The sequence below is a fragment of the Streptomyces sp. NPDC004838 genome, assembly GCF_053600955.1.
This window is the reverse complement of sequence record NZ_JBSGAW010000002.1, coordinates 140,579-163,732: the sequence shown is the minus strand read 5'-3', so window position 1 is coordinate 163,732 and position 23,154 is coordinate 140,579. Positions and strand designations below refer to the sequence as shown.

The 23,154-nt window shown below is 71.4% G+C and carries 18 protein-coding genes, 1 other RNA gene and 1 pseudogene; 12 read left to right on the top strand and 8 right to left on the bottom strand.

Features of this window, described 5'->3' with window-relative positions; genetic code table 11:
* Nucleotides 1-214: 214 nt before the first annotated feature.
* Together ACWEFL_RS03185 and ACWEFL_RS03180 are read left to right on the top strand one after the other, a co-directional pair.
* A complete protein-coding gene (locus ACWEFL_RS03185) occupies nucleotides 215-2,317 on the top strand; it encodes an AAA family ATPase (protein WP_451706623.1) in 2,103 nt (700 codons plus the stop codon).
* On the top strand, nucleotides 2,310-3,563 hold the full coding sequence (locus ACWEFL_RS03180) for an McrC family protein (protein ID WP_451706620.1): 1,254 nt from the start codon (nucleotides 2,310-2,312) through the stop codon (nucleotides 3,561-3,563). Before ACWEFL_RS03185 ends, ACWEFL_RS03180 begins: the two co-directional genes overlap by 8 nt.
* A gap of 508 nt (nucleotides 3,564-4,071) precedes the next feature.
* Here ACWEFL_RS03180 and rnpB read toward each other — a convergent pair.
* An RNA gene (gene rnpB, locus ACWEFL_RS03175) (RNase P RNA component class A) lies at nucleotides 4,072-4,471 on the bottom strand.
* A 98-nt stretch (nucleotides 4,472-4,569) separates the two neighbouring features.
* On the opposite strand from rnpB, the gene ACWEFL_RS03170 reads away from it, so the two are divergent.
* Together ACWEFL_RS03170 and ACWEFL_RS03165 are read left to right on the top strand one after the other, a co-directional pair.
* Nucleotides 4,570-5,334 (top strand): MerR family transcriptional regulator, encoded by a 765-nt coding sequence (locus ACWEFL_RS03170; RefSeq protein WP_451706617.1) that lies wholly within the window; start codon nucleotides 4,570-4,572, stop codon nucleotides 5,332-5,334.
* Nucleotides 5,334-5,993, top strand: a complete 660-nt coding sequence (locus ACWEFL_RS03165) for a hypothetical protein (protein WP_451706615.1) — start codon at nucleotides 5,334-5,336, stop codon at nucleotides 5,991-5,993. Before ACWEFL_RS03170 ends, ACWEFL_RS03165 begins: the two co-directional genes overlap by 1 nt.
* 124 nt (nucleotides 5,994-6,117) lie before the next feature.
* Here ACWEFL_RS03165 and ACWEFL_RS03160 read toward each other — a convergent pair whose 3' ends face one another.
* The gene (locus ACWEFL_RS03160) at nucleotides 6,118-7,578 is read right to left on the bottom strand and encodes an RNB domain-containing ribonuclease (RefSeq protein ID WP_451706612.1); all 1,461 of its coding nucleotides are present in this window, start codon (nucleotides 7,576-7,578) and stop codon (nucleotides 6,118-6,120) included.
* Between the two features lie 274 nt (nucleotides 7,579-7,852).
* Here ACWEFL_RS03160 and yaaA point away from each other — a divergent pair, with 274 nt between their 5' ends.
* The 3 genes from yaaA to ACWEFL_RS03145 all read left to right on the top strand — a co-directional run bounded on the left by yaaA (nucleotide 7,853) and on the right by ACWEFL_RS03145 (nucleotide 9,753).
* A complete protein-coding gene (gene yaaA, locus ACWEFL_RS03155) occupies nucleotides 7,853-8,653 on the top strand; it encodes a peroxide stress protein YaaA (RefSeq protein ID WP_451706609.1) in 801 nt (266 codons plus the stop codon).
* Nucleotides 8,654-8,736: 83 nt separating this feature from the next.
* Nucleotides 8,737-9,354, top strand: coding sequence for a bifunctional 4-hydroxy-2-oxoglutarate aldolase/2-dehydro-3-deoxy-phosphogluconate aldolase (gene eda, locus ACWEFL_RS03150; RefSeq protein WP_451706606.1), 618 nt, complete (start codon nucleotides 8,737-8,739; stop codon nucleotides 9,352-9,354).
* A 126-nt stretch (nucleotides 9,355-9,480) separates the two neighbouring features.
* Complete coding sequence (locus tag ACWEFL_RS03145) at nucleotides 9,481-9,753, top strand: hypothetical protein (RefSeq protein WP_451706604.1); 273 nt, start codon at nucleotides 9,481-9,483, stop codon at nucleotides 9,751-9,753.
* Nucleotides 9,754-10,045: 292 nt separating this feature from the next.
* On the opposite strand, the gene ACWEFL_RS03140 is transcribed toward ACWEFL_RS03145, so the two are convergent.
* The 4 genes from ACWEFL_RS03140 to ACWEFL_RS03125 form a co-directional block, all read right to left on the bottom strand.
* Nucleotides 10,046-11,377, bottom strand: a complete 1,332-nt coding sequence (locus ACWEFL_RS03140; RefSeq protein ID WP_451706601.1) for a bifunctional RNase H/acid phosphatase — start codon at nucleotides 11,375-11,377, stop codon at nucleotides 10,046-10,048.
* On the bottom strand, nucleotides 11,377-12,120 hold the full coding sequence (locus ACWEFL_RS03135; RefSeq protein WP_451707303.1) for a zinc ribbon domain-containing protein: 744 nt from the start codon (nucleotides 12,118-12,120) through the stop codon (nucleotides 11,377-11,379). Before ACWEFL_RS03135 ends, ACWEFL_RS03140 begins: the two co-directional genes overlap by 1 nt.
* 17 nt (nucleotides 12,121-12,137) lie before the next feature.
* Complete coding sequence (locus tag ACWEFL_RS03130; RefSeq protein WP_451706599.1) at nucleotides 12,138-13,010, bottom strand: Nif3-like dinuclear metal center hexameric protein; 873 nt, start codon at nucleotides 13,008-13,010, stop codon at nucleotides 12,138-12,140.
* Between the two features lie 379 nt (nucleotides 13,011-13,389).
* Nucleotides 13,390-14,439: an ABC transporter substrate-binding protein gene (locus ACWEFL_RS03125; protein WP_451706596.1), complete on the bottom strand. Its 1,050-nt coding sequence runs from the start codon at nucleotides 14,437-14,439 to the stop codon at nucleotides 13,390-13,392.
* A gap of 309 nt (nucleotides 14,440-14,748) precedes the next feature.
* Here ACWEFL_RS03125 and ACWEFL_RS03120 point away from each other — a divergent pair, with 309 nt between their 5' ends.
* The 3 genes and pseudogenes from ACWEFL_RS03120 to ACWEFL_RS03110 all read left to right on the top strand — a co-directional run.
* Nucleotides 14,749-16,173 (top strand): hypothetical protein, encoded by a 1,425-nt coding sequence (locus tag ACWEFL_RS03120; RefSeq protein ID WP_451706593.1) that lies wholly within the window; start codon nucleotides 14,749-14,751, stop codon nucleotides 16,171-16,173.
* Between the two features lie 58 nt (nucleotides 16,174-16,231).
* Nucleotides 16,232-16,393: a hypothetical protein gene (locus ACWEFL_RS03115; RefSeq protein WP_451706590.1), complete on the top strand. Its 162-nt coding sequence runs from the start codon at nucleotides 16,232-16,234 to the stop codon at nucleotides 16,391-16,393.
* 557 nt (nucleotides 16,394-16,950) lie between these two features.
* A pseudogene (locus tag ACWEFL_RS03110) lies at nucleotides 16,951-17,403 on the top strand (response regulator); the annotation flags it as partial.
* Nucleotides 17,404-17,447: 44 nt separating this feature from the next.
* Here the strand turns inward: ACWEFL_RS03110 and ACWEFL_RS03105 are convergent.
* Together ACWEFL_RS03105 and ACWEFL_RS03100 are read right to left on the bottom strand one after the other, a co-directional pair.
* A complete protein-coding gene (locus tag ACWEFL_RS03105; RefSeq protein WP_451706588.1) occupies nucleotides 17,448-18,887 on the bottom strand; it encodes an MFS transporter in 1,440 nt (479 codons plus the stop codon).
* A gap of 331 nt (nucleotides 18,888-19,218) precedes the next feature.
* Nucleotides 19,219-20,661 carry an MFS transporter gene (locus tag ACWEFL_RS03100; RefSeq protein ID WP_451706585.1) on the bottom strand — a complete coding sequence of 481 codons (1,443 nt, stop codon included), beginning with the start codon at nucleotides 20,659-20,661 and terminating at the stop codon, nucleotides 19,219-19,221.
* Between the two features lie 674 nt (nucleotides 20,662-21,335).
* On the opposite strand from ACWEFL_RS03100, the gene ACWEFL_RS03095 reads away from it, so the two are divergent.
* Together ACWEFL_RS03095 and ACWEFL_RS03090 are read left to right on the top strand one after the other, a co-directional pair.
* On the top strand, nucleotides 21,336-21,923 hold the full coding sequence (locus ACWEFL_RS03095) for a class I SAM-dependent methyltransferase (protein WP_451707300.1): 588 nt from the start codon (nucleotides 21,336-21,338) through the stop codon (nucleotides 21,921-21,923).
* A gap of 23 nt (nucleotides 21,924-21,946) precedes the next feature.
* A complete protein-coding gene (locus ACWEFL_RS03090; RefSeq protein WP_451706582.1) occupies nucleotides 21,947-22,969 on the top strand; it encodes an N-acetylmuramoyl-L-alanine amidase in 1,023 nt (340 codons plus the stop codon).
* Nucleotides 22,970-23,154: the final 185 nt, after the last annotated feature.

Here is a 23,154-nt window from a genome sequence, read left to right as displayed (position 1 = left end):
CTTGACTGCCGTACTTGGAAGGCGCTCCTGCCCGTCCAGGCACCTGGCACCCGAAAGCTCGAACGCTCTGGTGACGACCTGGACGGGTGTGCATGGCCCCTCGTTCCCCACACGATCCGAAACCAGTACCAGAGCCGGGCTTGGACATGTCCAAGCCCGGCCCCCCTTCTGGGTGCAGCGCTCGAAATCCCGGTGATCCGGCATCATGACGGCCATGACGGACGATATGGACCTGCGGGCGCCAGCGGCGGAATTCGACCGGAGCACCGCAGCGAAGGCCGCGACGGCCGCCGAGGGCGAACGCAAGCAGGTGCTGTCACAGTTCCCCTTGGAGGAGTGGGCGAACCTACCGCTGTCGCGTTACGCCTTGGGGCAGGTCACGCAGTCCGGGAACGGGCCGACATACTGCCGGCTGATGGAGTTCGGTACCCCGAACCTCGGCAGCATCAAGGGTGGCAGCGCGGCGAAGCACATCATGTACCACCACAACTCCGGCGAGTGGCGGGTGGCCGCTCCGCTGCGCGGGATGGAGCCGCAGGACTCGTGGGAGGAGCTGCGCGGACGGTTCGTGCGGGCCTTCGAGGCCGTGGCTGCGGGGGACTTCGAGGCCGTGAACGATCTGCAGGCGCTGCGCTACGGTCAGGCCCTGGTGACCAAATCGCTGGCGACCTACTTTCCCGAGCACTTCCTGCCCATCTACGCCGGCGAGCACTTGCGCAAGTTCGTCACCTTGCTGGGCGGGACCGCGCAGAGTGATGCACCCGCCTGGGACAGCAACCGCAGACTGCTGGAACTGGTCAGCTCACGGGCGGAGTTCGACGGATGGAGCGGGCAGGAAGTCATGCACTTCCTGTACGAGAAGTTCGATCCGCGTCCGCAGCAGCGCACCGTCTGGAAGATCGCCCCCGGTGAACGAGGGCGGCTGTGGGACGAGTGCCGTGACGGCGAGGTGATCCGCGTAGGGTGGGACGAGCTCGGCGATCTCGGCCAGTACCAGAGCGACACCGAGCTGAAGCAGGCACTCGACTCACACTGGCCGCGTAGCAGCGGGGGCAGCCTGACGCTCGCCCGACGGCTGCTGGCGTTCCGGGACCTGGAGGCGGGGGACCGGATCGTGGCCAATCGAGGGGTGGACGAGGTCTTGGCCACCGGCACCGTCAGCGGGAGTTACCGCTTCGAGGCCGACCACTCCGAGTACCGGCATGTCGTCCCGGTGTCCTGGGACGTCTCCCACGCACGGAAACTGTCGCAGCCCCAGCACGGCTGGCGGTCCACATTCGCCAAGGTGCAGCCGACGCTCTTGGCCCGAATCACCGCGGGCCTCCCCGAGTCGGGCACGGAGTCGGCGTTGCCGTATGCCAGCGGCTCCGTCGCACTGCCCGAGGATGTCGCGGGTCTCTTGGTGGCGCTGGAGCGCAAGGGTCAGGTGATCTTGCACGGGCCTCCGGGGACGGGCAAGACTCGGCTCGCACTCGGGGCCGCCCTGGCCCTTGCCGGTCATGCGGACGCGCTCAACTCCACGCCAGACCAGCGGGCCGCGGCCCATGCCGAGATATTGCGGGATGGCCGCATCCACATGGTGACCTTCCACCCGTCTTACGGCTATGAGGACTTCGTGGAGGGCTTCAAGCCGGATCTGAGCGCCACCGGCCCCGGGCTGACCCTGACGCTCACCGACGGCGTGTTCCACACTCTGTGTGCCCAGGCCGCCGCTCGCCCGGACAAGACGTTCCTGCTGATCATCGACGAGATCAACCGTGGCGATCTGCCGCGCATCTTCGGCGAGTTGGTTACTCTTCTCGAACTCGACAAGCGCGGTCTACCCCTCGCCCTGTCCGTCAGCAGGCGCACCTTCTCGGTGCCGTCGAACGTGCGGATCATCGGGACCATGAACACGGCGGACCGCAGTATCAGCCATCTGGACGCCGCTGTACGCCGCCGCTTCGCTTTCCTCCCGGTCGGCCCCGACTCGGACGCCGTCTCCGGCAGCGTCGGCCCTCTCGATCTGGCGGAGTTCTTCGAGTCCCTCAACACCCGCATTGTTCGTCACCTCGACGCCGACCACCAGATAGGGCACGCCTACCTGCTGCGCGACGGCGAGCCGATCGCCACCGAGGATGACCTGGCCGCCGCCTTCCACCACGAGGTGATCCCGCTCCTGGAGGACTACTGCCTGGGCCGCGCCGACCTGCTGCACCGCATCCTCGGCGGACTCGTCGACGCGGACACCGGACGTCCCGCGCTGATGTCGCCGCAGGACCTCGCCGGCGCGCTCGCGACTGAGTTCACAAGCGGCACGACGGGCCCCGATGCCTGACCACACAGAGGTTCGGCTCGCAGAGTACGGTTCCGCACTTCTGGGGGCTGACCAGCTCACGCCCCGGGACGTCGGGCGGCTGCGCGCCCTCCAGAGGGGCGGCTGCCTCAGCCTGGACCAGGCCCCGGCCGGATGGCGGCTCAAGGCCGACGCGACTGTCGGCATCCTGGTGCTCGACCGCATCCGCCTGGTCATCGAGCCCAAGTTCGTCATCCCGGGCGAGCAGCTCATGAGCTGGCTCGCCTACGCCCTTGGCGCACCAGCACCGATCCCGGCGACGGCACGGCGCTGGGCCACCGGCCCGGAAGGCTACGCCGACCTCGTGGCTATGGCCCTGCTGGAGCAGTGCGAGCAACTAGTACGGGGAGGGCTGCGCAGGAACTACGTACGCCGCCAGAGCCTGGAAACCGTCCTGCGGGGACGCCTCGACGTCGCGACGCAGGCGTCCCAGCGCTACGGTCAGCTGGACCAGCTGCACGTCCGCACCTTCGACCGGGAGACGGACATCTGGGACAACCGCATCCTGGGGACCGCTCTGCGAGTGGCCCGCACCCTGGCAACGCAACCCGACCTGGCCCGCGACCTCCAGGCCATCGCCGACGCATTCCCCCAGGCCCCTACCCCCGTCGCTGCCCTCCGTGCCCTGGACCGCACCCGATACACACGCCTGAACGCCCGCTACCGCACCGCGCACACCTGGGCCCGCCTGCTGCTACGCGGAGGAGGCGTGACCGACCTCCTCACCGACGACGGCATGACGGCGGACGGGCTCCTCCTGGCCATGCCCGCCCTCTGGGAAGCCGTCGTCCGGCGCCTGATCACCGAGGCCGCCGCCCCGCTCGGCGGGCACACCGTCCCCAGCGGCGGCGCGACGGGCATCACCGTCCGGGGCGACCTCGGCAGCACCTCAACTTTCCGGCCCGACGTGCTGCTCAGCCTCCCGGGGCATGCCCCGTCCGCGCGCACCCTTCTGCCGGTGGATGCCAAGTACAAGCGCTACGACCTCTACGGCATCGGTGCCGCCGACGTCCACCAGCTCCTCACCTACAGCATCGGCTACACCCCGAGCATCGACCCGCGTGCAGTGATCGTCCACCCATGTCCCCGCGAGCACTCCCGCCGAGTCCTCCAGGTCAGCGGACCGCACGGCTCGCTCGGAAGCATCCACGTCCTGGGCGTCGACGCCCTCGCGCCCCCGCAGCAGGCGGCCGTGTGGATCAGGTCGGTACTGTCTTGGGCCGACTGATGATCGCTGCCCGCCCACCACACCGGACGTCGGCGCCGCGCGCCAGTGCCTGACCCCGCTGGCTCGGCACATTGATGGCCATGTCACGCAGGGTTCGACGCGTCGCTATCAGCGGCTACAGGTCAATCGAACAGGTCGAGCCGGCCCTGAGCCCGGTCACCGTGCTCGTCGGCCTCAACGGCTCGGGCACGTGGCCAGAGGATCCGCGCGCATCGGGCTGCGTGTGGAAGCTGACGACAGCGATTATGCTGCGTCACACGCTCGCTGGCGTGGTGCTGGCGTCGGGTGAGACAGTGACCCGGCTGGCCGCATGGCTCGGGCACAGCGATCCGGCGTTCACGCTGCGGACCTACGTGCACTTCATGCCGACGTCGGGGCAGCGGGCGCTCTCGGCCCTCGGCTCATGGGTGGGCGCCGGGCCGGTTTCCACGGAAACCCCCTCGAACTCCCTGAGAGAGATCCGGATCATGACACGTAGCCCTTCCCACCAGGTCAAAGACCTAGGCGGCAGACGAGTCGGGCTGTACGCCGGGTTCTGTCGCCCGGTCGCCTCGCGGCGGCCGGGGAGACGGCCATCCATCTAGGACCGACGTTGCCGTCGGCCTCGTGCGGTCTACCCGCGGACTCGGGCGGGCAGCCCTCGAACGTCCGCGCAGGAGCACCGAGGTGCTCCCTCTTGACCTTGCTCCGGGTGGGGTTTACCTAGCCGCCTGGGTCACCCCAGGCGCTGGTGGTCTCTTACACCGCCGTTTCACCCTTACCCGGCGCCGAAGCGCCGGGCGGTCTGTTTTCTGTGGCACTGTCCCGCGGGTCACCCCGGGTGGCCGTTAGCCACCACCCTGCCCTGTGGAGCCCGGACGTTCCTCGGGAGGATCCGGAGATCCCCACGCGGCCGTCCGCCCGGCTCGTCTGCCGTGATGGTCATGTTACCCGGCGCGGACGGCCCTCTCGCGCCACGGGGGAATCCTCTTGACCTTGTCGTAACGTCATGGTTTCCACTGGTGTCATGAGGATCGGAGAGATCGCCGCACTCGTCGGCGTCACCCCCCGTACCGTCCGCCACTACCACCATCTCGGGCTGTTCCCCGAACCGGAACGGCTGCCCAACGGATACCGCGACTACGGTCTGCGGCACGCCGTCGTGCTCGCGCGGATCCGGCGGCTCACCGAGCTGGGCATCGGGCTCGCCGAGGTGCGCGATGTGCTCGCCGACGACGCGGGGCGGGAGCTGATCGAGGTCCTGGCGGAGCTGGACGAGGATCTGGCCCGCCAGCAGGCGGCGATCGCCGAGCGGCGCGCCCGGCTCGGCGAGCTGATCGAGCAGGCGCGGAAGGGGCTGCTCCCGGCCGAGGGGCCCGTCTCGTCCGAGCTGGCCGGGCTGCTCGGGGCGCTCGCGCCCAGCGACTCCCCCATGGCCGCCGCGGACCGCTCGCATCTGGCCCTGCTGGACACGGTGATGGCGCCGGAGGACCGCGACCGGCTGTTCGGCGCGCTGCGGCAGCTCACCGAGAGCAGCGGGTCGGCGGCGAAGGTGCAGGCACTGTACGAGCGCCTCGACGAACTCGCGGAAGCCGACATCGACGACCCCCGGATCGGTCCGCTCGGCGACGATTTCGCCGCCGTCATGCCCGACGCGCTGGTGGAGCTGGTGCGTCATGCGCCGACGGAGGCCGCCGACGCGTTCGGCGAGGCGTTCCTCGCCGACTTCGCTCCCGCTCAGGCCGCCGCTGTACGCCGGATGCTGACGGCGATCACCGAGAGGAAGCCGTGATGAAGCGACTTGCCGTACGGGCCTTCGGCCGGCTTCCCCTTCCCGTGCGACGGCTCCTCGTCCATGAGGTCAGGGCGCTGCACAGCATCTGGTTCTGGGCGCGCCGTCGCAGGCACGGGATCGGGGCCGGCGACCACGCGGCCGCGTACACCGCCCCGCAGAACGCCATGATGTGGGCGTGGATCTTCATCTCGCTCGTCGAGACGGTCGCGCTCGCGCTGATCATCCCCTGGCCGCTGGTGCACGCCATCACGCTCTACATCGGCGTGTACGGACTCGTGCTGATGGTCGGGCTTCAGGCGGCCTGTGTCGCCCGGCCCCATGTGGCGGGCGCGGACGGGTCGCTGCGGCTGCGGTACGGCGCGCTGTTCGACCTCCGGATCGCGGCGGAGGACATCGTCCGCGTACGGATCGACCGCCGCTTTCCGCAGGGTTCCCTGGTGCAGCCTCGTGAGGACGAGTCGCTGGAGCTGATCGTCGCCGGTCAGACGACGCTGGCCGTGGAACTGGCCGCGCCCATCACCTATGTACGGCCGCTGGGGCGGCGCGGGACCGCGCGGACGATCCGGTTCCACGCGGACGATCCCCAGGCTCTGATGGCGGCGCTCGGGTCCGCGAAGCCGTCGACGACCGCCGAGGCGGCGGATTCCGGAGCCTGAGCCCGGGGCGGAGGCCGGGCCGGGGGGTGAAGGGGCGCGGGCGCTGAGGGGGCTGCGGGCGGATGGGCCGGGGTCGGCGGGGCCGGGCGCCGGGCCTGCTCCCGACGTCGCGGCCCCCTGAGCATCAGGCAGGGGCGAACAGCACCTTCTCCGTGCCCGGATCCGCCCGGACGAGCCGGACCCGCAGCCGTTCGCCGAGTGGGAGCGTCCCGTCGCCCCTCACCTTCGCCGCCATCGCGGGGTCCTCCAACTGGACGGTGCCGACGGCGGGTTCGTCCTCCCGCACCTCGACCACGAAGCCGTCGAAGACCTCGCCGATCCGCTGTCGGAGCAGCGCGGCCTCGACGATGTCGACGCACTCCCGCTCCACCGTGTCGGCGCGCCCGGCCCCCTCGGCCATCTCAGCCGGAAGGTCGCCGAGCGCGGCGAGCACCCACTCCGGCACCCCCTGGCCCGCGCAGGCCGCGACGCACAGTTCGCCCGCGTACCGGTCGACCAGCCGGCGCAGCGGTGCCGCGCAGTGGGTGTACTCGTGGGCGACGGCCGCGTGGATCGCGGGTGTGGGCAGTTCACCGCCGGTGAAGACTGCGTAGCCCGCGCCGTGCAGAAGGGTGGCGCACTCCTGGAGGAAGGCCGCGTGGCGAGTGTCGCGCGGGTCGAGGGAGCGTACGACCTCGGCGTACGAGACATGGTGCGGCCAGTCGACGCCCAGCGCCTTCGCCGAGAGGCGCAGCCTCGCCACCGCGCCGACGGGAGCGGTCGGCAGGGTGCGCAGGATGCCGGTGCCGGCCTCGGTCATGATGTCGGCGGCGGTCATGCCGACCAGCAGGGAGAGCTGGGCGTTCCAGCCGTCGACGGGGCAAGGGGCGCGGTATTCGATGGCATAGCCGCCGTCCCGTGGGGCGATCTCCTGCTCGGGAACGGCGAGCGAGATCCCGCCGCGTTCCCGCTCCAGTTCTCCGCGGAGCAGCCCGATGTCCTTGAGCAGGGCGAGGGGTTCCTCGGCCGTGCCCGTGTCGATGCGGTGCTGGGCGGTGTCGTGGTCCAGGTTCGCGCGGCTGCGGACGAGTGCCCGGCGTACGTCGGCGGCGACCGTACGGCCCTCGGCGTCGAGGTCGATCCGCCACAGCAGCGCGGGCACGGTTCGGCCGGGCAGGAGACCGGCCGCGGCCTCGGAGAGCACGGGCGGGTGCAGCGGCACCTTGCCGTCGGGGAAGTAGAGGGTCTGTACGCGGCGATGGGCCTCGGAGTCGACCGCTCCGCCGGGCGCGACGAAGGCGGCGACGTCGGCGATCGCGTAGTGGACCCGGTAGCCGCTGCCGGGGCCGGTGCCGTGACCGCTTCCCCGGCGGGAGAGGTGTATCGCCTGGTCGAGGTCGACGGATGCCGGCGGATCGATGGTGAAGAGGGGGAGATCGGTGGCGTCGAAATCGGGCACGCGGGGTTCCCGCGCCGCGCGTTCCGCCTCCGCGAGCACGGCGGCCGGAAATCCGTCCGGCACACCGAGCGAGGTCCGCAGTTCGCGCAGAGCGGCCCGCAGCGGTGCCTCGGCTGCGCCGGTCGTGTGCATCAGGCGGCGGGGCATGGATCGAGCGTATGGCGGGAGGGGATCTGGCGCTCGGCGACCGTCCGCGATGCTCGGTCAGGTCGGGGCAGGTCAGGGCGGGGCGGGGCCGGGGTCAGGGACGAGCCGAGCGGGGCCAGCGGGCCGGAGCCGGGCCAAGGCCAAGGCCGGAGCCGGGCCAAGGCCAAGGCCGGAGCCGGGTCGGAGCGGGGCCGGGGCACTGGCGGCGTACGCTGGCGCGGGGCCGCGCCACCTCGCTTCCCCGCTTCCCGTCCGCGCCGTGAGGAGAACGTCCGTGCTCGTGCTGTTGCCGCCGTCGGAGGGTAAGGCCGCTTCGGGGCGAGGGGCTCCGCTGAAGCCCGAGTCCCTGTCGCTGCCGGGGCTGGCCGAGGCCCGCGCGGCGGTGCTGGACGAGTTGGTGGAGCTGTGCACCGCCGACGAGGAGAAGGCGCGGGAAGTCCTCGGGCTGACCGAGGGGCTGCGCGGCGAGATCGCGAAGAACGTACGGCTGCGGACGACGGGCGCCCGGACAGCCGGGGAGATCTACACGGGCGTGCTGTACGACGCGCTCGGCCTGGCGACCCTGGAGCCGGACGCCAGACGGCGGGCGCGCAGGTCGCTGCTGGTGTTCTCAGGTCTGTGGGGCGCGGTGCGCGTAAGCGACCGGATTCCGCCGTACCGCTGCTCGATGGGGGTGAAGCTGCCCGGCCTCGGCCTGTTGGGCGCGTACTGGCGCGGGCCCATGGAGTCCGTGCTGCCGGAGGCAGCGGGCCGAGGGCTGGTGCTCGATCTGCGGTCGTCCGCGTACTCGGCGGCGTGGAAGCCCAAGGGAGAGGTCGCCGAGCGCACGGCGACGGTGCGGGTGCTGCATTCGCAGACGGTCGGCGGGGTCGAGAAGCGTTCGGTGGTGAGCCACTTCAACAAGGCGACGAAGGGCCGGATCGTACGGGACCTGTTGGTTTCCGGCGCGAAGCCGAAGGGGCCGCGCGAGCTGGTGGATACGCTGCGGGACCTGCGGTACGTCGTGGAGGCGGAACCGCCCTCGGGAGCCGGGCGGCCATGGGCGCTCGACGTGGTGGTCACCGAGATCCACTGACGCGGCCCCCGCGGACAGGCCCTGTGTTGCACCCAGCACAACGGCCGTTGCGCAGTACGTGAGGCCACCGGCAGGATGGGGCCATGACCTCCGTCCTTGACCTCGCGCCCGTCCTTCCCGTCGTCGTCATCGAGGACGCGGACGACGCCGTACCGCTCGCGAGGGCCCTGGTGAGCGGCGGACTGCCGGCGATCGAGGTGACCCTGCGGACGCCTGCCGCGCTGGACGCGATCCATGCGATCGCCTCCGATGTGCCGGAGGCGATGGTGGGCGCGGGCACGGTGATCGCGTCGGACCATGTGGACGCGGCGGTGACCGCCGGAGCGCGCTTTCTGGTCAGCCCCGGCTGGACCGGCCGGCTCCTGGACGCGATGCGGGATTCCGGCGAACCGTTTCTGCCGGGGGTCTCGACGGTCTCGGAGGTCGTGGCGCTGCTGGAGCGCGGGGTGAGCGAGATGAAGTTCTTCCCCGCGGAGGCGGCGGGCGGCACGGCCTATCTCAAGTCCCTGGCGAGCCCACTCCCCCAGGCCCGGTTCTGCCCTACGGGCGGTATCTCGCTCACCTCCGCGCCCCAGTATCTGGCGCTGCCCAACGTGGGCTGCGTGGGCGGCACCTGGATGCTGCCCTCGGACGCCCTCGCGGCCAGGGACTGGGCCCGGATCGAGTCCCTGGCGGCGGAGGCGGCGGCACTGCGACGCTGAACCGCGAGCCCGCGCCCGTACCTCCGCGCCCGCGCGCCTTCGCCGCTGAGCCCGGCTTCGCCCTCCGCCTCTCCGCTGTCGCTCACATGGGTTACGTGTACCCGACATCGAGGACTGTCGGGGCTCATGCGAGAGTTACCCGTGCTCTCGCGGTGGTGGTATGCCCTGATCGGTTTCGTTTGTCTGCTGGTGTTCGTCGTCGCCGCGGGCATCGGGGGCTGGGCGGATGAGCAGGGGATCGGCTGGCTCTCGTCCGGTGTCATCCCCGTAGGGGGCGGGGCGCTCGGGATCGGCCTGGTGATGGCCGGACGAGCCGTGCTGCCCCAGCGGTTGCGGCGGGCGATGTTCCGGACGGCCCCGCCCGAGAGCCGTCATCGCCGCACGGGTCCACCGCGCTGAATCACCTTCCGCGCGCCCGGCTCACACCGATGAGCGGTCGCGCCCCGGCGGCGGGGGTCGGTGCGGGCCATACCCCCCGGTGCTTCTGGTGCCGCCCCGGCCGCTGACGCCCGTCCCGGTCCGCCCCTCGCCCTGAGCGCTCTGCGGGGCCCGCGCCCACAAGCACGGGCACGGGCGAGGGACACGGGCGAGGGGCCTGCGGCCGGAGGTGATCGAGACGGTCGGCCAAGGCCCCGCGCCAATGGTTGGGACCCGCATGGTTCGGACCCGCGTGGTCAGGTCCGCGCGTGGGTCAGGCCCGCAGATGGGAGGTGTCGTTCAGCAGCCGTACGGAGGTGTTCCCGTCCGCGTAGTACGCCACCGCCGACACCGACGCCGCCGAGAGTTCCATCCGGAACACGGACTCCGGCGGGGCCCCGAGTGCCAGCCGGACCAAGGTCTTGATCGGGGTGACATGGGTGACGAGCAGGACCGTGCGCCCCGCGGCACGGGACAGGAGCCGGTCGCGTGCGGAGGCGACCCGGCGCGCGACGACCGCCAGGCTCTCGCCGCCGCCCGTCGGAGCGATCTTCGGGGACGCCAGCCAGGCGGCGAGGTCCTCGGGGTGACGCTCCTGGACCTCCCCGAACGTCAGGCCCTCCCATGCGCCGAAGTCCGTCTCGCGCAGACCGTCCTCGATACGGACGCCGAGGTTCAGCCGGGCGGCGACCGCCTCCGCCGTCTCACGGCAGCGCTTCAGCGGAGAGCTGACGATCTCCTGGACCGTGCCCCGCGCGGCCAGCGCGGCAGCGACGGCCTCGGCCTGGCGCACTCCGGCCGGGGAGAGCGAGGGGTCGGTGCCTCCGCTGCCCGAGAACCGCTTCTCGGGGGTGAGGGCGGTCTCGCCGTGCCGGAGGAGTACGAAGGTGGCGGGCGCGCCCAGGTCGGCGGCGGCCCAGCCGACGGGCGGTGCGCTCGTGAGCGTCCCGGTCGCGGCGGTGGCGCGGACCGCGGCGGTCGCGCCCGCCGCCGGTTCGGCCGGGACCGTCGCCGTCGTCGCATCGGACGGAGCCGTACGGGTCGTCCCCGGCGCTCCGGTTCCGGCCGAACCGGTGAGCGCGGCACGGGCCTTCGCCGCCCCGGCGGCCGCGTCCCCGACGACCCGGACCTCGGCGGCCTCGGCGGCCCGTGCGGAGAGTTCGGCGGTGGAGCGCGAGGGCTCCCACTGCTTGCCCTTCCGGCCCGCGTCCATCGCCTCGTTGGCCAGCCGGTCCGCGTGCTTGTTCTTCTCGCGCGGGATCCATTCGTACGTCACCGAAGACGCGGGAAAGATCCGCCCCGCCTCGGCCGCCAGCGGCTTCATGTCGGGGTGCTTGATCTTCCAGCGGCCTGACATCTGCTCGACGACCAGCTTGGAGTCCATCCGGACATGGACGGCCGCGTCCGGCGCGAGCGCGTACGCGGCCCGCAGACCGGCGATCAGGCCCTTGTACTCGGCGACGTTGTTCGTGGCGACGCCGATGTACTCGGCCGCCTCCGCGAGGGTCTCCCCCGTCGCCGCGTCGATCACCACCGCGCCGTAGCCCGCGGGGCCGGGATTGCCCCGCGAGCCACCGTCCGCCTCGACGACGAATGCGGGGGGCATCAGAGGCCGGACTCGGCGGTACGGACGAGGATGCGACGGCAGTTCTCGCAGCGCAGCACCGCGTCGGGGGCGGCGGCGCGCACCTCGTTCAGCTCGGTGATGTTCAGCTCCAGCCGACAGCCCTCGCAACGGCGCTGGAACAGCCGGGCCGCGCCCACCCCGCCCTGCTGGACGCGGAGCTTCTCGTACAGCTTGAGCAGATCGGCGGGGACGGCGGCCGCGAGGACCTCCCGCTCCTTGGTCGCCGACGCGGCCTGGTCGTCCAGCTCCTGCCGCGCCACGTCCCGCTGGGCGGTCACCAGATCGACCTTCGCCTGTACGGAGGCGGCCCGGTCGGTCAGTTCGGTGACCCGCTCCTGCGCGGACTCGCGGCGCTCCATCACGTCGAGGACGACATCCTCCAGATCTCCCTGTCGCTTGGCGAGGGAGACGATCTCGCGCTGGAGGCTCTCCAGATCCTTGGGCGAGCTGACCGCGCCGGAGTCCAGCCGCTGCTGGTCGCGCACGGCACGCTGACGCACCTGGTCGACGTCCTGCTCCGCCTTGGTCTGCTCGCGAGCCGTGTCGCTCTCCTCCGTCTGCGCCGCGACCAGCAGATCGCGGAGCTGTGTGAGGTCCTTGGTGAGCGAGTCGATCTCGGCGTGCTCGGGCAGCGACTTCTGCTTGTGGGCGAGCTGCGACAGACGTACGTCGAGGGCCTGGACGTCGAGGAGTCGGAGCTGGTCGGCGGGCGCGGCGTTCAGTTGGGGGCTCCAGGAAGTCAGGAGGGGCGCGCGGTGCGCTCATCGGAAGGGAGTGGATGAGGATGTGATGAGGCGAATCGGGATGACCAGGGATCCGTGACCGTGGACGACACATGGACCCGCAGGTTCCAGCCGTGCCGGTCGGAGATCCCGTCGAGCTGGGTGGCCGCCAGCTCGCACCAGGGCCATTCGGTGGCCCAGTGCGCGGCGTCCACCAGCCCGAGCGGTGAGTGCTGGGTGGCTTCGGAAACCGGGTGGTGGCGCAGATCGGCGGTGAGGAAGGCGTCCACACCCGCTGCCCGTACGGCGTCGAAGAGACTGTCGCCGGAGCCGCCGCTCACCGCGACCGTGCTGACGACGGCTTCGGGGTCGCCCGCGAGCCGGATGCCCTGCGCGGTGGACGGCAGTCGCTCGGCGGCGCGCTCGGCGAACCGGGCGAGCGTCTCGGGATGGTCCAGCTCGCAGACGCGGCCGAGCCCTCGGCGGCCCGACGCGTCCGAGGGATCCGGCACCAGCGGTCGTACGACCCGGAGGTCGAGCGCGCCCGCGAGGGCGTCGGAGACTCCGGGGTCGGCGGTGTCGGCGTTGGTATGGGCGACGTGGAGCGCGATGTCGTTCTTGATCAGGGTGTGGACGACCCGGCCCTTGAAATGGCCGGCGGCGACCGTCGTCGTACCCCGGAGGTAGAGCGGGTGGTGCGTGACGATCAGCTGCGCGCCCAGTTCGATCGCTTCCTCGGCGATCTCCTGGACGGGGTCGACGGCGAACAGCACCCGGTCGATCTCCGCGTCGGGGTCGCCGCAGACGGTGCCGACGGCGTCCCACTGTTCGGCCCGCTCGGGGGGCCAGAGGGAGTCGAGGGCGGAGATGACTTCGGAGAGGCGGGGCACGGGTACAGGCTACCCGCGCCCCGCGCCCCACCGTTCTGGACCGTCCACAAGGCCGGTACGACAAGATGCCTCAGTGGATCAGCCCCTGGCCGATCACCGATCAACCGCTGGGCGGACCGTCGACCAACCGCTCGGGCGCACTCCCGAACGGCCACGGGAGCCGACCGCCGATCGGCCACTCCGGCCGACTGTCCACCGACCACCCCGACCGACCGCCGATCAGTCACCGACGGCCGGGTGTCGATCGCCCCGGCCGGCTGTCGATCAGTCACTGACGGCCGGGGACGCCGATGGACGGACGGCCCGAGGGCCCGCAGGCCCGCCGGGCCGCTCGGCCCCGGCCCCGGCTACGGCTACGGCTACGGCTACGTGACCCTCGCTACTTGACGAGGAAGCCGCGCAGGTCGTCGAGGACCTTCTCCGCGGCCGTCACGCCGAGCCCGAGATACCAGGTCTCGTCCGCCACGTTCTTGGCCTGGCCCGCCTTGACCGCCTTGAGGTTCTTCCACAGCGGGTTGCCGAGGGCGGTGTCCCGCTGGGTGGACTTGGGGTCGCCGTACACTCCGGTGAAGATCCAGTCGGCGTCGGCCGAGTCGATCTCCTCCGGGCTGACCTCGACCGCGAGATCGTTGACCTGCTGGTTGGCCGGGCGCGGCAGTCCGGCGTCCTTGAGGATGATCCCGACGAAGGACGCCTGCGCGTACAGCCGGATCGTGCCGGGCATGTAGCGGACCATGGAGATCGTGGGCTTGGCCGGGCCGACGTCCGCGCCCAGCTTCCGCGCCTTCTCCTCGTACGAGGTGAGCTTCGCCTTCGCCTCGGCGCTCTTGTCCAGCGCGGCGGCGTTGAGGAGGTAGTTCTCCTTCCAGGTGAAGCCGGGGCGGATGGAGAAGACGGTCGGAGCGATCGCGGACAGTTCCTTGTACCGGTCGGCGGCGCGCAGCTGGCTGCCGAGGATCAGATCGGGCTTGAGGGCCGCGATCGCCTCGAGGTTGAGGTTGTTGATCGTGCCGACGCTCTTGGGGTTGCCGACCGTCGCCTTCAGATAGCCCGGAATGCCGTCGTCGCCCTCGGTGGGCGCGTAGCCGACGGGCTGGACGCCGAGCGAGGCGACATTGTCCAGTTCGCCGACGTCGAGGACCACGACCCGCTTGGGAGCGGACTTCAGCTCCGTCTTGCCGAGCGCGTGGGTGACGGTGCGCGGGAACTGGCCCGGCGCGGCGTCGGTTCCCATCGCCGCGGTCTTCGCCGCCGCGTCGCCGAAGTCCTTGCCGCCCTGCGCCACGGCCTTCTTGTCGTCGCCTCCCGCTTTGGCCCCGGTGGCCGAGGCGGCCGGATCCTCGTCGCCGCCGCTCTGGCCGCAGGCGGAGAGGGTGAGTGCTGCGGCGAGGACGGCGGCGACGACTGAGCCGCGGCGGCGAAGGGACATGACGTACTCCTGATCCGACTACTGATATTGAGACATACGGAACTGCGGGGACTGCGGGGACTGCTGGATCGGCGGACACCCGAGAAAGCACCGAAACGGGTCTCGACCGCCGACGACCACTTAGGCATGCCTAACCTCAGTACCTTAAGCGCCGCACTCTTCGTACGAGTGATCGCCCCCCTGTGCAGCACAATCACTCCGTTTCCTCAGCCGAATCCCCGCCCGGCCACCCGTCCGTGTGAAGTGAGGGGTCTGTTGTTGTTCGGCAGGAAGTGCGAACTTAGCTTCGTGGCCGGAGGTGACGAGCCGATGACAGTCTGTGCAATCGATCCCGCCGAGGCCGCCGTCGAGAGCGGGGCAGCGGTACGTCCAGGGATCACGATCACCGCGGACGGCGCGTACGCGGCCCGGCTGGCCGGGGATGGCGGGGAACTGTTCCCGGAGCGCTGGACGTTCGACGGACCCGAGCCCTACGCCGTACCGCTTCCGCTTGACCAGCCCGAGGAGCGTGGCACCGATGTCCTCCCGCTGGCCGACGGACGTGTGCTGATCCGCAGACGGGCGGCGGAACGGCATCTCTTCTCCCTGCTGTACCCGACCGGGCCGGGCACCGGCGAACTCCCTCTCGGAGGCATCGAGTCGGCGGAGCTGACGCTCCTTCCCCCGTCACCGGACGGCGTGCGCGCCTACGCCATCGCGCCGGGAGCCACGTCGACGGCGATCTGGCAGGTGGCGGGCGGCGCTTTCGGCCCGGAGCGCGTCGCCGAGGTGCCGGGGCACTGCTCCGGCGGGGTGTGGCTGGACCGTACAGGCCGGATGCTGGCGTTGGACCGGCGGTGGGACGACGGTCCGGTCAAGGCGGTCGCGGTGGATCTGGAACGCGGCGGCGAGGTCACGCCGCTCCTCCAGATCACCGAGGACAGCGACGACCGGCTGCTGCTGGCGGCCCCCGACAGCGGCCTTCTCCTCATCCGCTCGAACGCGCCCGGAGACGATCGTCTGGGCTGGGGGGTCCTCGGCAGTCTGCTGCCGGTCCGCTTCCCCGAGTGTCTGCGGCTCCCCGGCTCCGAGGTGACTCCGTTCGCCGTCCAGCCGGGCCAGGTGCTGCTGCCGGAGAACTGCGCTGTGGCCCTGCGGATCGGATCGGGCGCGGAGAGCCGGCTGGGGGTGTGGCGGCCTTCGGAGCGGCGGCTCTATCGGGCGGCCGCGCCCGAAGGTTGGTTCGCCGGAGCCGGACGGTGGGATCGGGAGGGGGTGCTGCGACTGCCGTACGCGACGGAGGCGGTGGGGTGCGGCGTCGCGCGCATCGACGCGTACGAGGTCTTCGCGCGGGACACGGCCCTCACCGGCGGGGGCGTGGGAGCGCGAGCCATGAGCGTGGGCATGGGTACGGGTACGGGTACGGGTACGGGAATCGGCGCGGGTACGGGTACGGGAGCAGGTGCGGGCACGGGCGCCGGATCGACGGACGACGCACCGGCGGGGGCACTGGCGGGGCCGCGGGCGGAACCCGCCGAGGAGAGGCCGGCGCTGCTGCCTGCCGCGATCTCCGGCGTGGTCTCCGGCGCGACACCCGCTCTGATGCCGGGCGTGACTTCAGGCGTAACGTCGGGCGTGACATCGAGCGTGACATCGAGCTGGGCCGCCTCCCGGCCGCCCGCTCTGACGCCCGCCGCCTACAAGCCGATTCCGTTGCAGCAGGCGGTGCTTCTGGGGCGCATGGGGTCTCGGTAAACTCTCCGCCCTGCGCACGGTCACCCGATCCAGCGACTACGACGGGGGAAGTTCCCACATGCCCGAAGCAAAGACCGACCCGGCCCAGACACGCCCGCAGGCACAGGGGTCGTCCACGACGCCCGATGCCGGGAGCGCGGGCAAGCACAGGGGTCTGGCGGCGTCGGACGACACCGCGTCGGAACCCCACGGCAAGCACCGCAAGCCCACCGCCGCCTGAGCTGCGGTCGCGTGAGGCGCGGGTCGTACGGGCGCCGCCCGGCCCCGCGCCTCACATGCCGTACGATCAACGGCTCCCCTTCTTCTCAGCCCCAGCGCCTCCGCCGCCCCGAACGTCTCATTCGCCGGGCGTTCCACGAAGTGCGGGGTCGGATGCGCGTCCAGCGCGTCATAGCCGAAGCTCTCCTCGGTCGTGTCGAATTTCACCGCCGCGTAGTTGGGCTCACCGCCGCACCAAGGTCGTACGGGACCGGCCCCGCGCCCTTCCGGAACGCGTACTAGGGTCGGTTGGCCTCTGCGTAACGCGGGCCCCAGCAGCCGCGAAGGGATTTGACTTCGCGCCAGCTCTGAATTTGATCACCAATCAGAAATAAATGGGCGCATCTCGTACTCCCGTCCGGACACGCGTTCGCGACGGAGCGCGTGGAGGAACGGTTCGGACCCAAAGGACTGTCCCGTAGGACGACTCCCGGATGAGCAGTACACGGAAAGCGACGCTCGATGACGGAACGGGGTCTTCGCTGCTCCGAACGGGTGCGTCGGCCATAACCTGACCCCATGGAAGAAATGCCCCGAAACCATCGCCCCGCACGGTCCATCCGTGTTCTTCTCGCCGAGAACCAGGGCATGGCGCACGGCGCGCTCGCGATGCTGCTGGGCATGGAGCCGGACATCCAGGTCGTCGCCCAGGTGGGCCGGGGCGACGAGATCGTGTTCAAGGCGCTTCAGACCCGGCCCGATGTGGCGCTGCTGGACGCCGAGTTGCCGGGGTGCAGCGGGCTGGACGTCGCCGCCGTGCTGCGGGACGAGGTGCCGGACTGCCGGGTGGTGATCCTCACGACGTCGGCGCGGCCCGGATATCTGCGGCGGGCGACGGAGGCGGGTGCCGTCGGGTTCCTCGTCAAGGACGGGCCGGTGGAGGAGCTGGCGCGGGCGATCCGGCGCGTACTGACCGGCGAGACCGTCATCGACCCCGCGCTGGCCGCCGCCGCGCTGGGCGACGGACCGGATCGGGCGGATGGACCGGATCCGGCGGACGGACCGGCGGACGGGCGTTAGGGTTCCGTCCGGCGCGGCAGCCAGAACAGCATCAGCACCGCCCCGGCCAGCAGCAGTCCGGCACCGCAGCGGAACGACAGCGCGTAGCCGGCCGCCAGGTCGGCGGGGGCCGTGCTGCCGCCCGTACGGGAGGCGGCGACCGTCGACAGGACCGCGAGGCCGAGGGCCCCACCCATCGTGCGGGAGGTGTTGATCACGCCGGAGACGAGTCCCGCGTCCCCCGGTTCGGCTCCCGCCGTGGCGAGGGCGGCAAGCGGGGTGGCCGCCAGCCCGATACCGAACGCCATCAGGATGCCGGGGCCGAGAATCATCGTCAGGAACGTGCCGTCGGCGGTCATCATCGACTGCCAGCCGAAGCCGACCGCGCCGATCAGCGCACCGCTGACGGCGATGGTGGTGGCCCCCGCCCGCGCCATCAGCCGGGGCGCGAGCTTGGAGCCCAGGACCACGCTGACGGCGCTGGGTATCACCGCCAGCCCGGCCCTCATGGGGCTGTAGTCGAGGACGTTCTGGGCGTACACCGTGATGAAGAACCACATGGAGAAGGACGTCGAACCGAGCACCATCATGGTGACGTTGGCCGCGGTCACGGCCCGCGACCGGAACACCTTGAGCGGCATCAGCGGGGCCGCGGCCCGCGCCTCCACGGCGACGAAGACGCCGAGCATCGCGAGGCCGCCGAGCAGAGGGAGGAGGGTCGCCGGGGCGGCCCAGCCGGACTCCTCCGTCTGCACGATGCCGTACGCGACCGCCGCGAGGCCGCCCGTGACCAGCACCGCGCCCGGCACATCGAGCCGGCGGCTCTCGGTGCCGCGGCTCTCGGATATCCAGATCACCGCGCCGATCACCAGCAGCGCCCCGATCGGCACGTTGATCAGCAGCACCCAGCGCCAGGACAGCAGATCGGTGAGGACTCCCCCGACGAGGGCCCCGGCCGCGCCGCCCGCCGCGCCCACCGCGGACCAGGTGCCGATCGCGCGGGTACGCGCCCGCCCCGGAGCCACGGCGGCGGTCACGAGGGTCAGAGTCGCCGGGGCGAGCACGGCAGCGCCCAGCCCCTGCGCGATCCGCGCCGCGAGCAACTGCCAGCCTTCCTGGGCCAGTCCGCCCGCGAGCGAGGCCGCCGTGAACAGCCCGAGCCCGACCAGGAAGGTCCGCTTCCGCCCGAAGAGGTCCGCCGCCCGGCCACCGAGCAGCATGAACCCGGCGAACGCGATGGCATAGGTGTTCAGCACCCACTGGAGGCCGGTCGTGGAGAGCCCGAGATCGGCGCGGAGCGACGGCAGCGCCACATTGACCACGGCGACGTCGAGCACGACGAGGAAATGTCCGGCGCATGCGACCCACAGCACCAGCCAGGTGCGCGGTGGCCGCCCGGCGGGGGCGGCCTGGAGGGATTCCTGGGCGTCTGCGGGGGCGTGAACCATGAGTGTCATGGTCTCAGCAGCCGTGCGGTCCTCACATCCGGAATTGGGTGTACGGGAGGGGGCCGGAAGTCCTAGGGCCTCCCGTTCGGATCTTGCCGGGCTCGCATGATCCGAACGAAAGACCCAGGCGTCACGGCTCATCCGACTCGGCCCGGCTCACACCAGCTCAGCCCTGCCCGGCTCAGCCCTGCTCGGCTCGGCGCTGCTCGGCCCGGCTCGCCCCTGCTTGACCCTGCCCGGCCCGGCTCGACCCCGCCCTTTGAACCCCTGTGTCGCCTGACAGGGCTCCCTCCCGGTCAGGCGACACGTGTGCCGCGAGAGCGCGGTGATCCCGGCGGGCTCAGGCCGCGTCCGCCCTGGCCGGCTGATCCCCGCTGTGAGCCGGTGCGGGGGCGGTGCGAAGGGTGACCAGCGATGCGAGCGCACCGAGGGCGGCGAGAGCCGCCGCGCCGATGAAGGCGGCCGAGAACCCGTCGGTGAGGGCGTCGGGGTTGCCGACTTCCCCAGCGCCGTACGCCGATGCCACGGCCGTCATCGCGGCCAGGCCGAGTGCGGAGCCGACCTGGTAGCTGGTGTTGACGATGCCGGAGGCCAGACCGCCTTCCTCGGGGCGCGCGCTGGACAGCGCGGTGCCGAGGGAGGGGATGAACGCCAGCGACATGCCGACTGCGGCCAGCAGGGAGGCGGGCAGGACGTCGACCCAGAAGGTGCCGTCCGCCCGCGCGAAGGAGAGCCACAGCATGCCCGCCGCGAGGGCCAGCAGGCCGGTGAAGATCAACGGCTTGCTCCCGAAGCGGGCGATCAGGCGGGGCGCCAGGACGATCATCATGATCATGATGGCGACCGTCATGGGCAGCAGGGCCGCACCGGAGGCGAAGGCGCCCAGTCCCAGAACCTGCTGGAGGTACAGGTTGAGGAAGAACCACATCGGGATCCACGCGGCGGCCATCAGCAGCTGCGCGATGTTCGCTCCGGCCAGGTTGGGGGCCCGCAGGATGCCCAGTCGCATCAGCGGCTCGCGACGCTTGGACTGGATGGCGACGAACGCGATGATCAGGACCACGCCGGCCGCCAGGACAAGCCAGGTCTCGGCGGAGCCCCAGCCCACTTCGGGGGCGCGGACGATGGCGTAGACGGCGGTGGCCAGTCCCAGGGTGACGGTGACCGCTCCGACGAAGTCGACGGAACCACGCTGGACCGGGACCGAGGGCATCACGGCCGGGGTGGCGGCCAGGACGATCACGGCAAGGGGGATGTTGATGTAGAACACCCAGGGCCAGCTGGCGTACTCGGTGATCACGCCGCCGAGGAAGACGCCGGCGGTGCCGCCCGCCGGGGCCGCGGCGCCGTACAGGGCCAGGGCCTTGGTCAGCTCCTTGGGGCGCGCGCCGAAGAGCATCATCAGCAGGGTGAGGGCGGAGGGGGCGATCAGCGCCGCGCCCACGCCCTGAAGGGCACGGCCGGCCAGTTCGACCCAGACCTCGGAGGCGATGCCGGCGACCAGGGATCCCGCGGCCATCACGATCCAGCCTGCGACGAAGATCCGCTTGGCGCCGAACAGGTCGGACAGGCGTCCGCCGAGCAGAAGAAGCCCGCCGAAGACGATCACATAGGCGTTGAACACCCAGGACAGGCCCTCGGGGGAGAAGCCCAGGTCAACCTGCATCTCAGGGAGGGCCACACCAATGATGGACGTGTCCATGATGACCACGAACTGGGCCAGGGCAATGAGGAACAGCGCCGTCCAGCGGCGCGGATTGGGAGGGGCGGCCGGGGTTGACATGATGCACTCCTATACCGGAGGGGGGTATCTCTCGTTCGGGTGTGCAGCATACCCCCCTCGGGTATGTATCGCAGCATGAGTTCTCCAAAATCACCCGCGGCTCTTCCCTGTCCGGGGTACCTGGCGCGGCGAGCACACCGGCATCCGGTGCAGGACGGGGTCGCGAGAGGCCGCTCAACTCCCGTACGGGTCAGTGCGGTTAGGGCGGCAGCGCACGGGGAACGCGGGATCGATCCGCACGGGCGGGACCGTCACCGACCACGGCAGCCCACCATCGCCCGAGCGGCGTCCGCACACGCGTGCGGCGATGGTGAAGAAGGGGCACCGGACCAGGCCGCCCCTCCCGCCACCGGCCGCGCCCGCCGTCGGCGCCTTCGAAGGCGTACGGCACCATGGGCGGCCGGGCCGGAGCCCGGATGCCCGTACCACCAGGAGGAACCCGCCCCATGACCGCCGCACCGCAGCCGAATGCCGCCCGTCCGGGGACCACCGGGGCGGGGACCACGGGAGCGGAGACCACCGGGCAGAAGGCCACCGGGCGGGGATCCTCGGCACCCGGCACCCCTGAGCCCAGCACCCCCGCCGAGCCCGGCACCCCCACACCCAGCACCCCCGCCGAGCCCGGCACCCCCGCGCCGGAGATCATCGCCGCGTTCGAGGCCGCCAAGGGGTTCATGCCCCTCGGCGAAGGGCTCGCCCTGTACGCCGCCGCGGTGGAGGCGGCGGCGCTGGGCCTGCCATTGCTCGAGGTGGGAACCTATTGCGGGCGTTCCACCATCCTGCTCGCCGAGGCGGCACGCACCGCCGGAACGACGGCCGTCACCGTCGACCACCACCGCGGCAGCGAGGAGCAGCAGCCGGGCTGGGAGTACCACGATCCGTCGGTCGTCGATCCGGAGGTCGGGCGGATGGACACGCTGCCCGCCTTCCGGCGCACCCTGCACAGAGCGGGGCTGGAGGACCATGTGATCGCCGTGGTCGGCCGCTCCCCGCAGGTGGCGCGGCTCTGGGGCACTCCGCTGGGGCTCGTGTTCATCGACGGCGGTCACACCGACGAGCACGCGTCCGGCGACTACGAGGGCTGGGCGCCCCGAGTCGCCGACGGCGGACTGCTGGTCGTCCACGATGTCTTCCCGGACCCGGCCGACGGCGGCCAGGCGCCCTACCGCGTCTATCTGCGGGCACTGGCGTCGGGTGCGTTCACCGAGGTGTCCGCGACGGAGTCGCTGCGCGTGCTTCGGCGTACGGGACCAGGAATCTGAGCCTCCGGGCTAGCATCGCGGACGTGTCGTACGACCCGAACCAGCCACACGACCCATACCGGGACCAGGACCGGGACCCGGACCGGGGCCGACAGCCCGGCGAAGGCCCCGCGCCGGGCCGCGGCCGTCGCCGCCGCCGCGCCGTCCTCGCCGTCGGAATCGGCGTACTGGTCCCGAGCGCCCTGGCCGGCTGGCTGGTCTGGCAGGCGATGGGCGGTCCGGAGGAGACCGTGCCGCCGAAGGCTCTGCCGAGCGGGAGCGCCGGCGCCGGCACCAGTGCCGGCGCTCCGTCCGACGACGGAAGACCCGGCCCGGAGTCCTCACCGGCCACGGCCTCACCGCCCTCGAAGACCTCCCCGCAGGGCGGCAGTCTCTCGGGCAGGACAGTGGTCATCGATCCAGGACACAATCCCGGTAATTTCCGGCATACGGCCGAGATCAACAAGCTCGTGGACATCGGTACCCAGCGCAAGGAATGCGATACGACGGGGACGTCGACCGATGACGGCTACGCGGAGGCCGCGTTCACCCGCGATGTCTCACAACGGCTCCGCGTCCTGCTGGAAGAGGAGGGCGCGACGGTTCGCTTCACCCACGACGGCGACCGCGCGTTCGGCCCCTGCATCGACGAGCGGGCCCGGATAGGCAACAAGGCCGGGGCCGACGCCGTCGTCTCCCTCCACGCCGACGGCTCGGCCAAGGGCAACCGCGGATTCCATGTGATCCTTCCCGGTCTGGTCGACAAGGGCTCGGCGGACACCTCGAAGATCGTCGGCCCTTCCCGCGATCTGGGCGAGCGGCTCGCGGAAGCGTTCGCCCGGACGACCGGAAGCGCTCCCTCCAACTATGTCGGCGGCGGGAGCGGCCTCGATGTGCGCACCGATCTGGGCGGACTCAATCTGTCCACCGTGCCCAAGGTCTTCATCGAATGCGGCAATATGCGCGACCCGCGGGACGCCGCTCTCCTCACCGACCCGGCCTGGCGGCAGAAAGCGGCGCGGGGAATCTCGGAAGGCATCCGGGCCCATCTCCTGAGCCAGAGATGACAGGATCCCGATCGGACCCCACGGATTCCGTTCGGTACGGATCCGGTTCCCCCGATATCACACAGGAACCGGTGCCAACATGAGCACGGAAAGCGACAGGGACGGGACGGGGAACAGAGACCACGAGGGGCCGGGAGATACCGCTAGGGGCCGGAGGAGAAAGACCGTAAGAGAGCGGAAGGGGG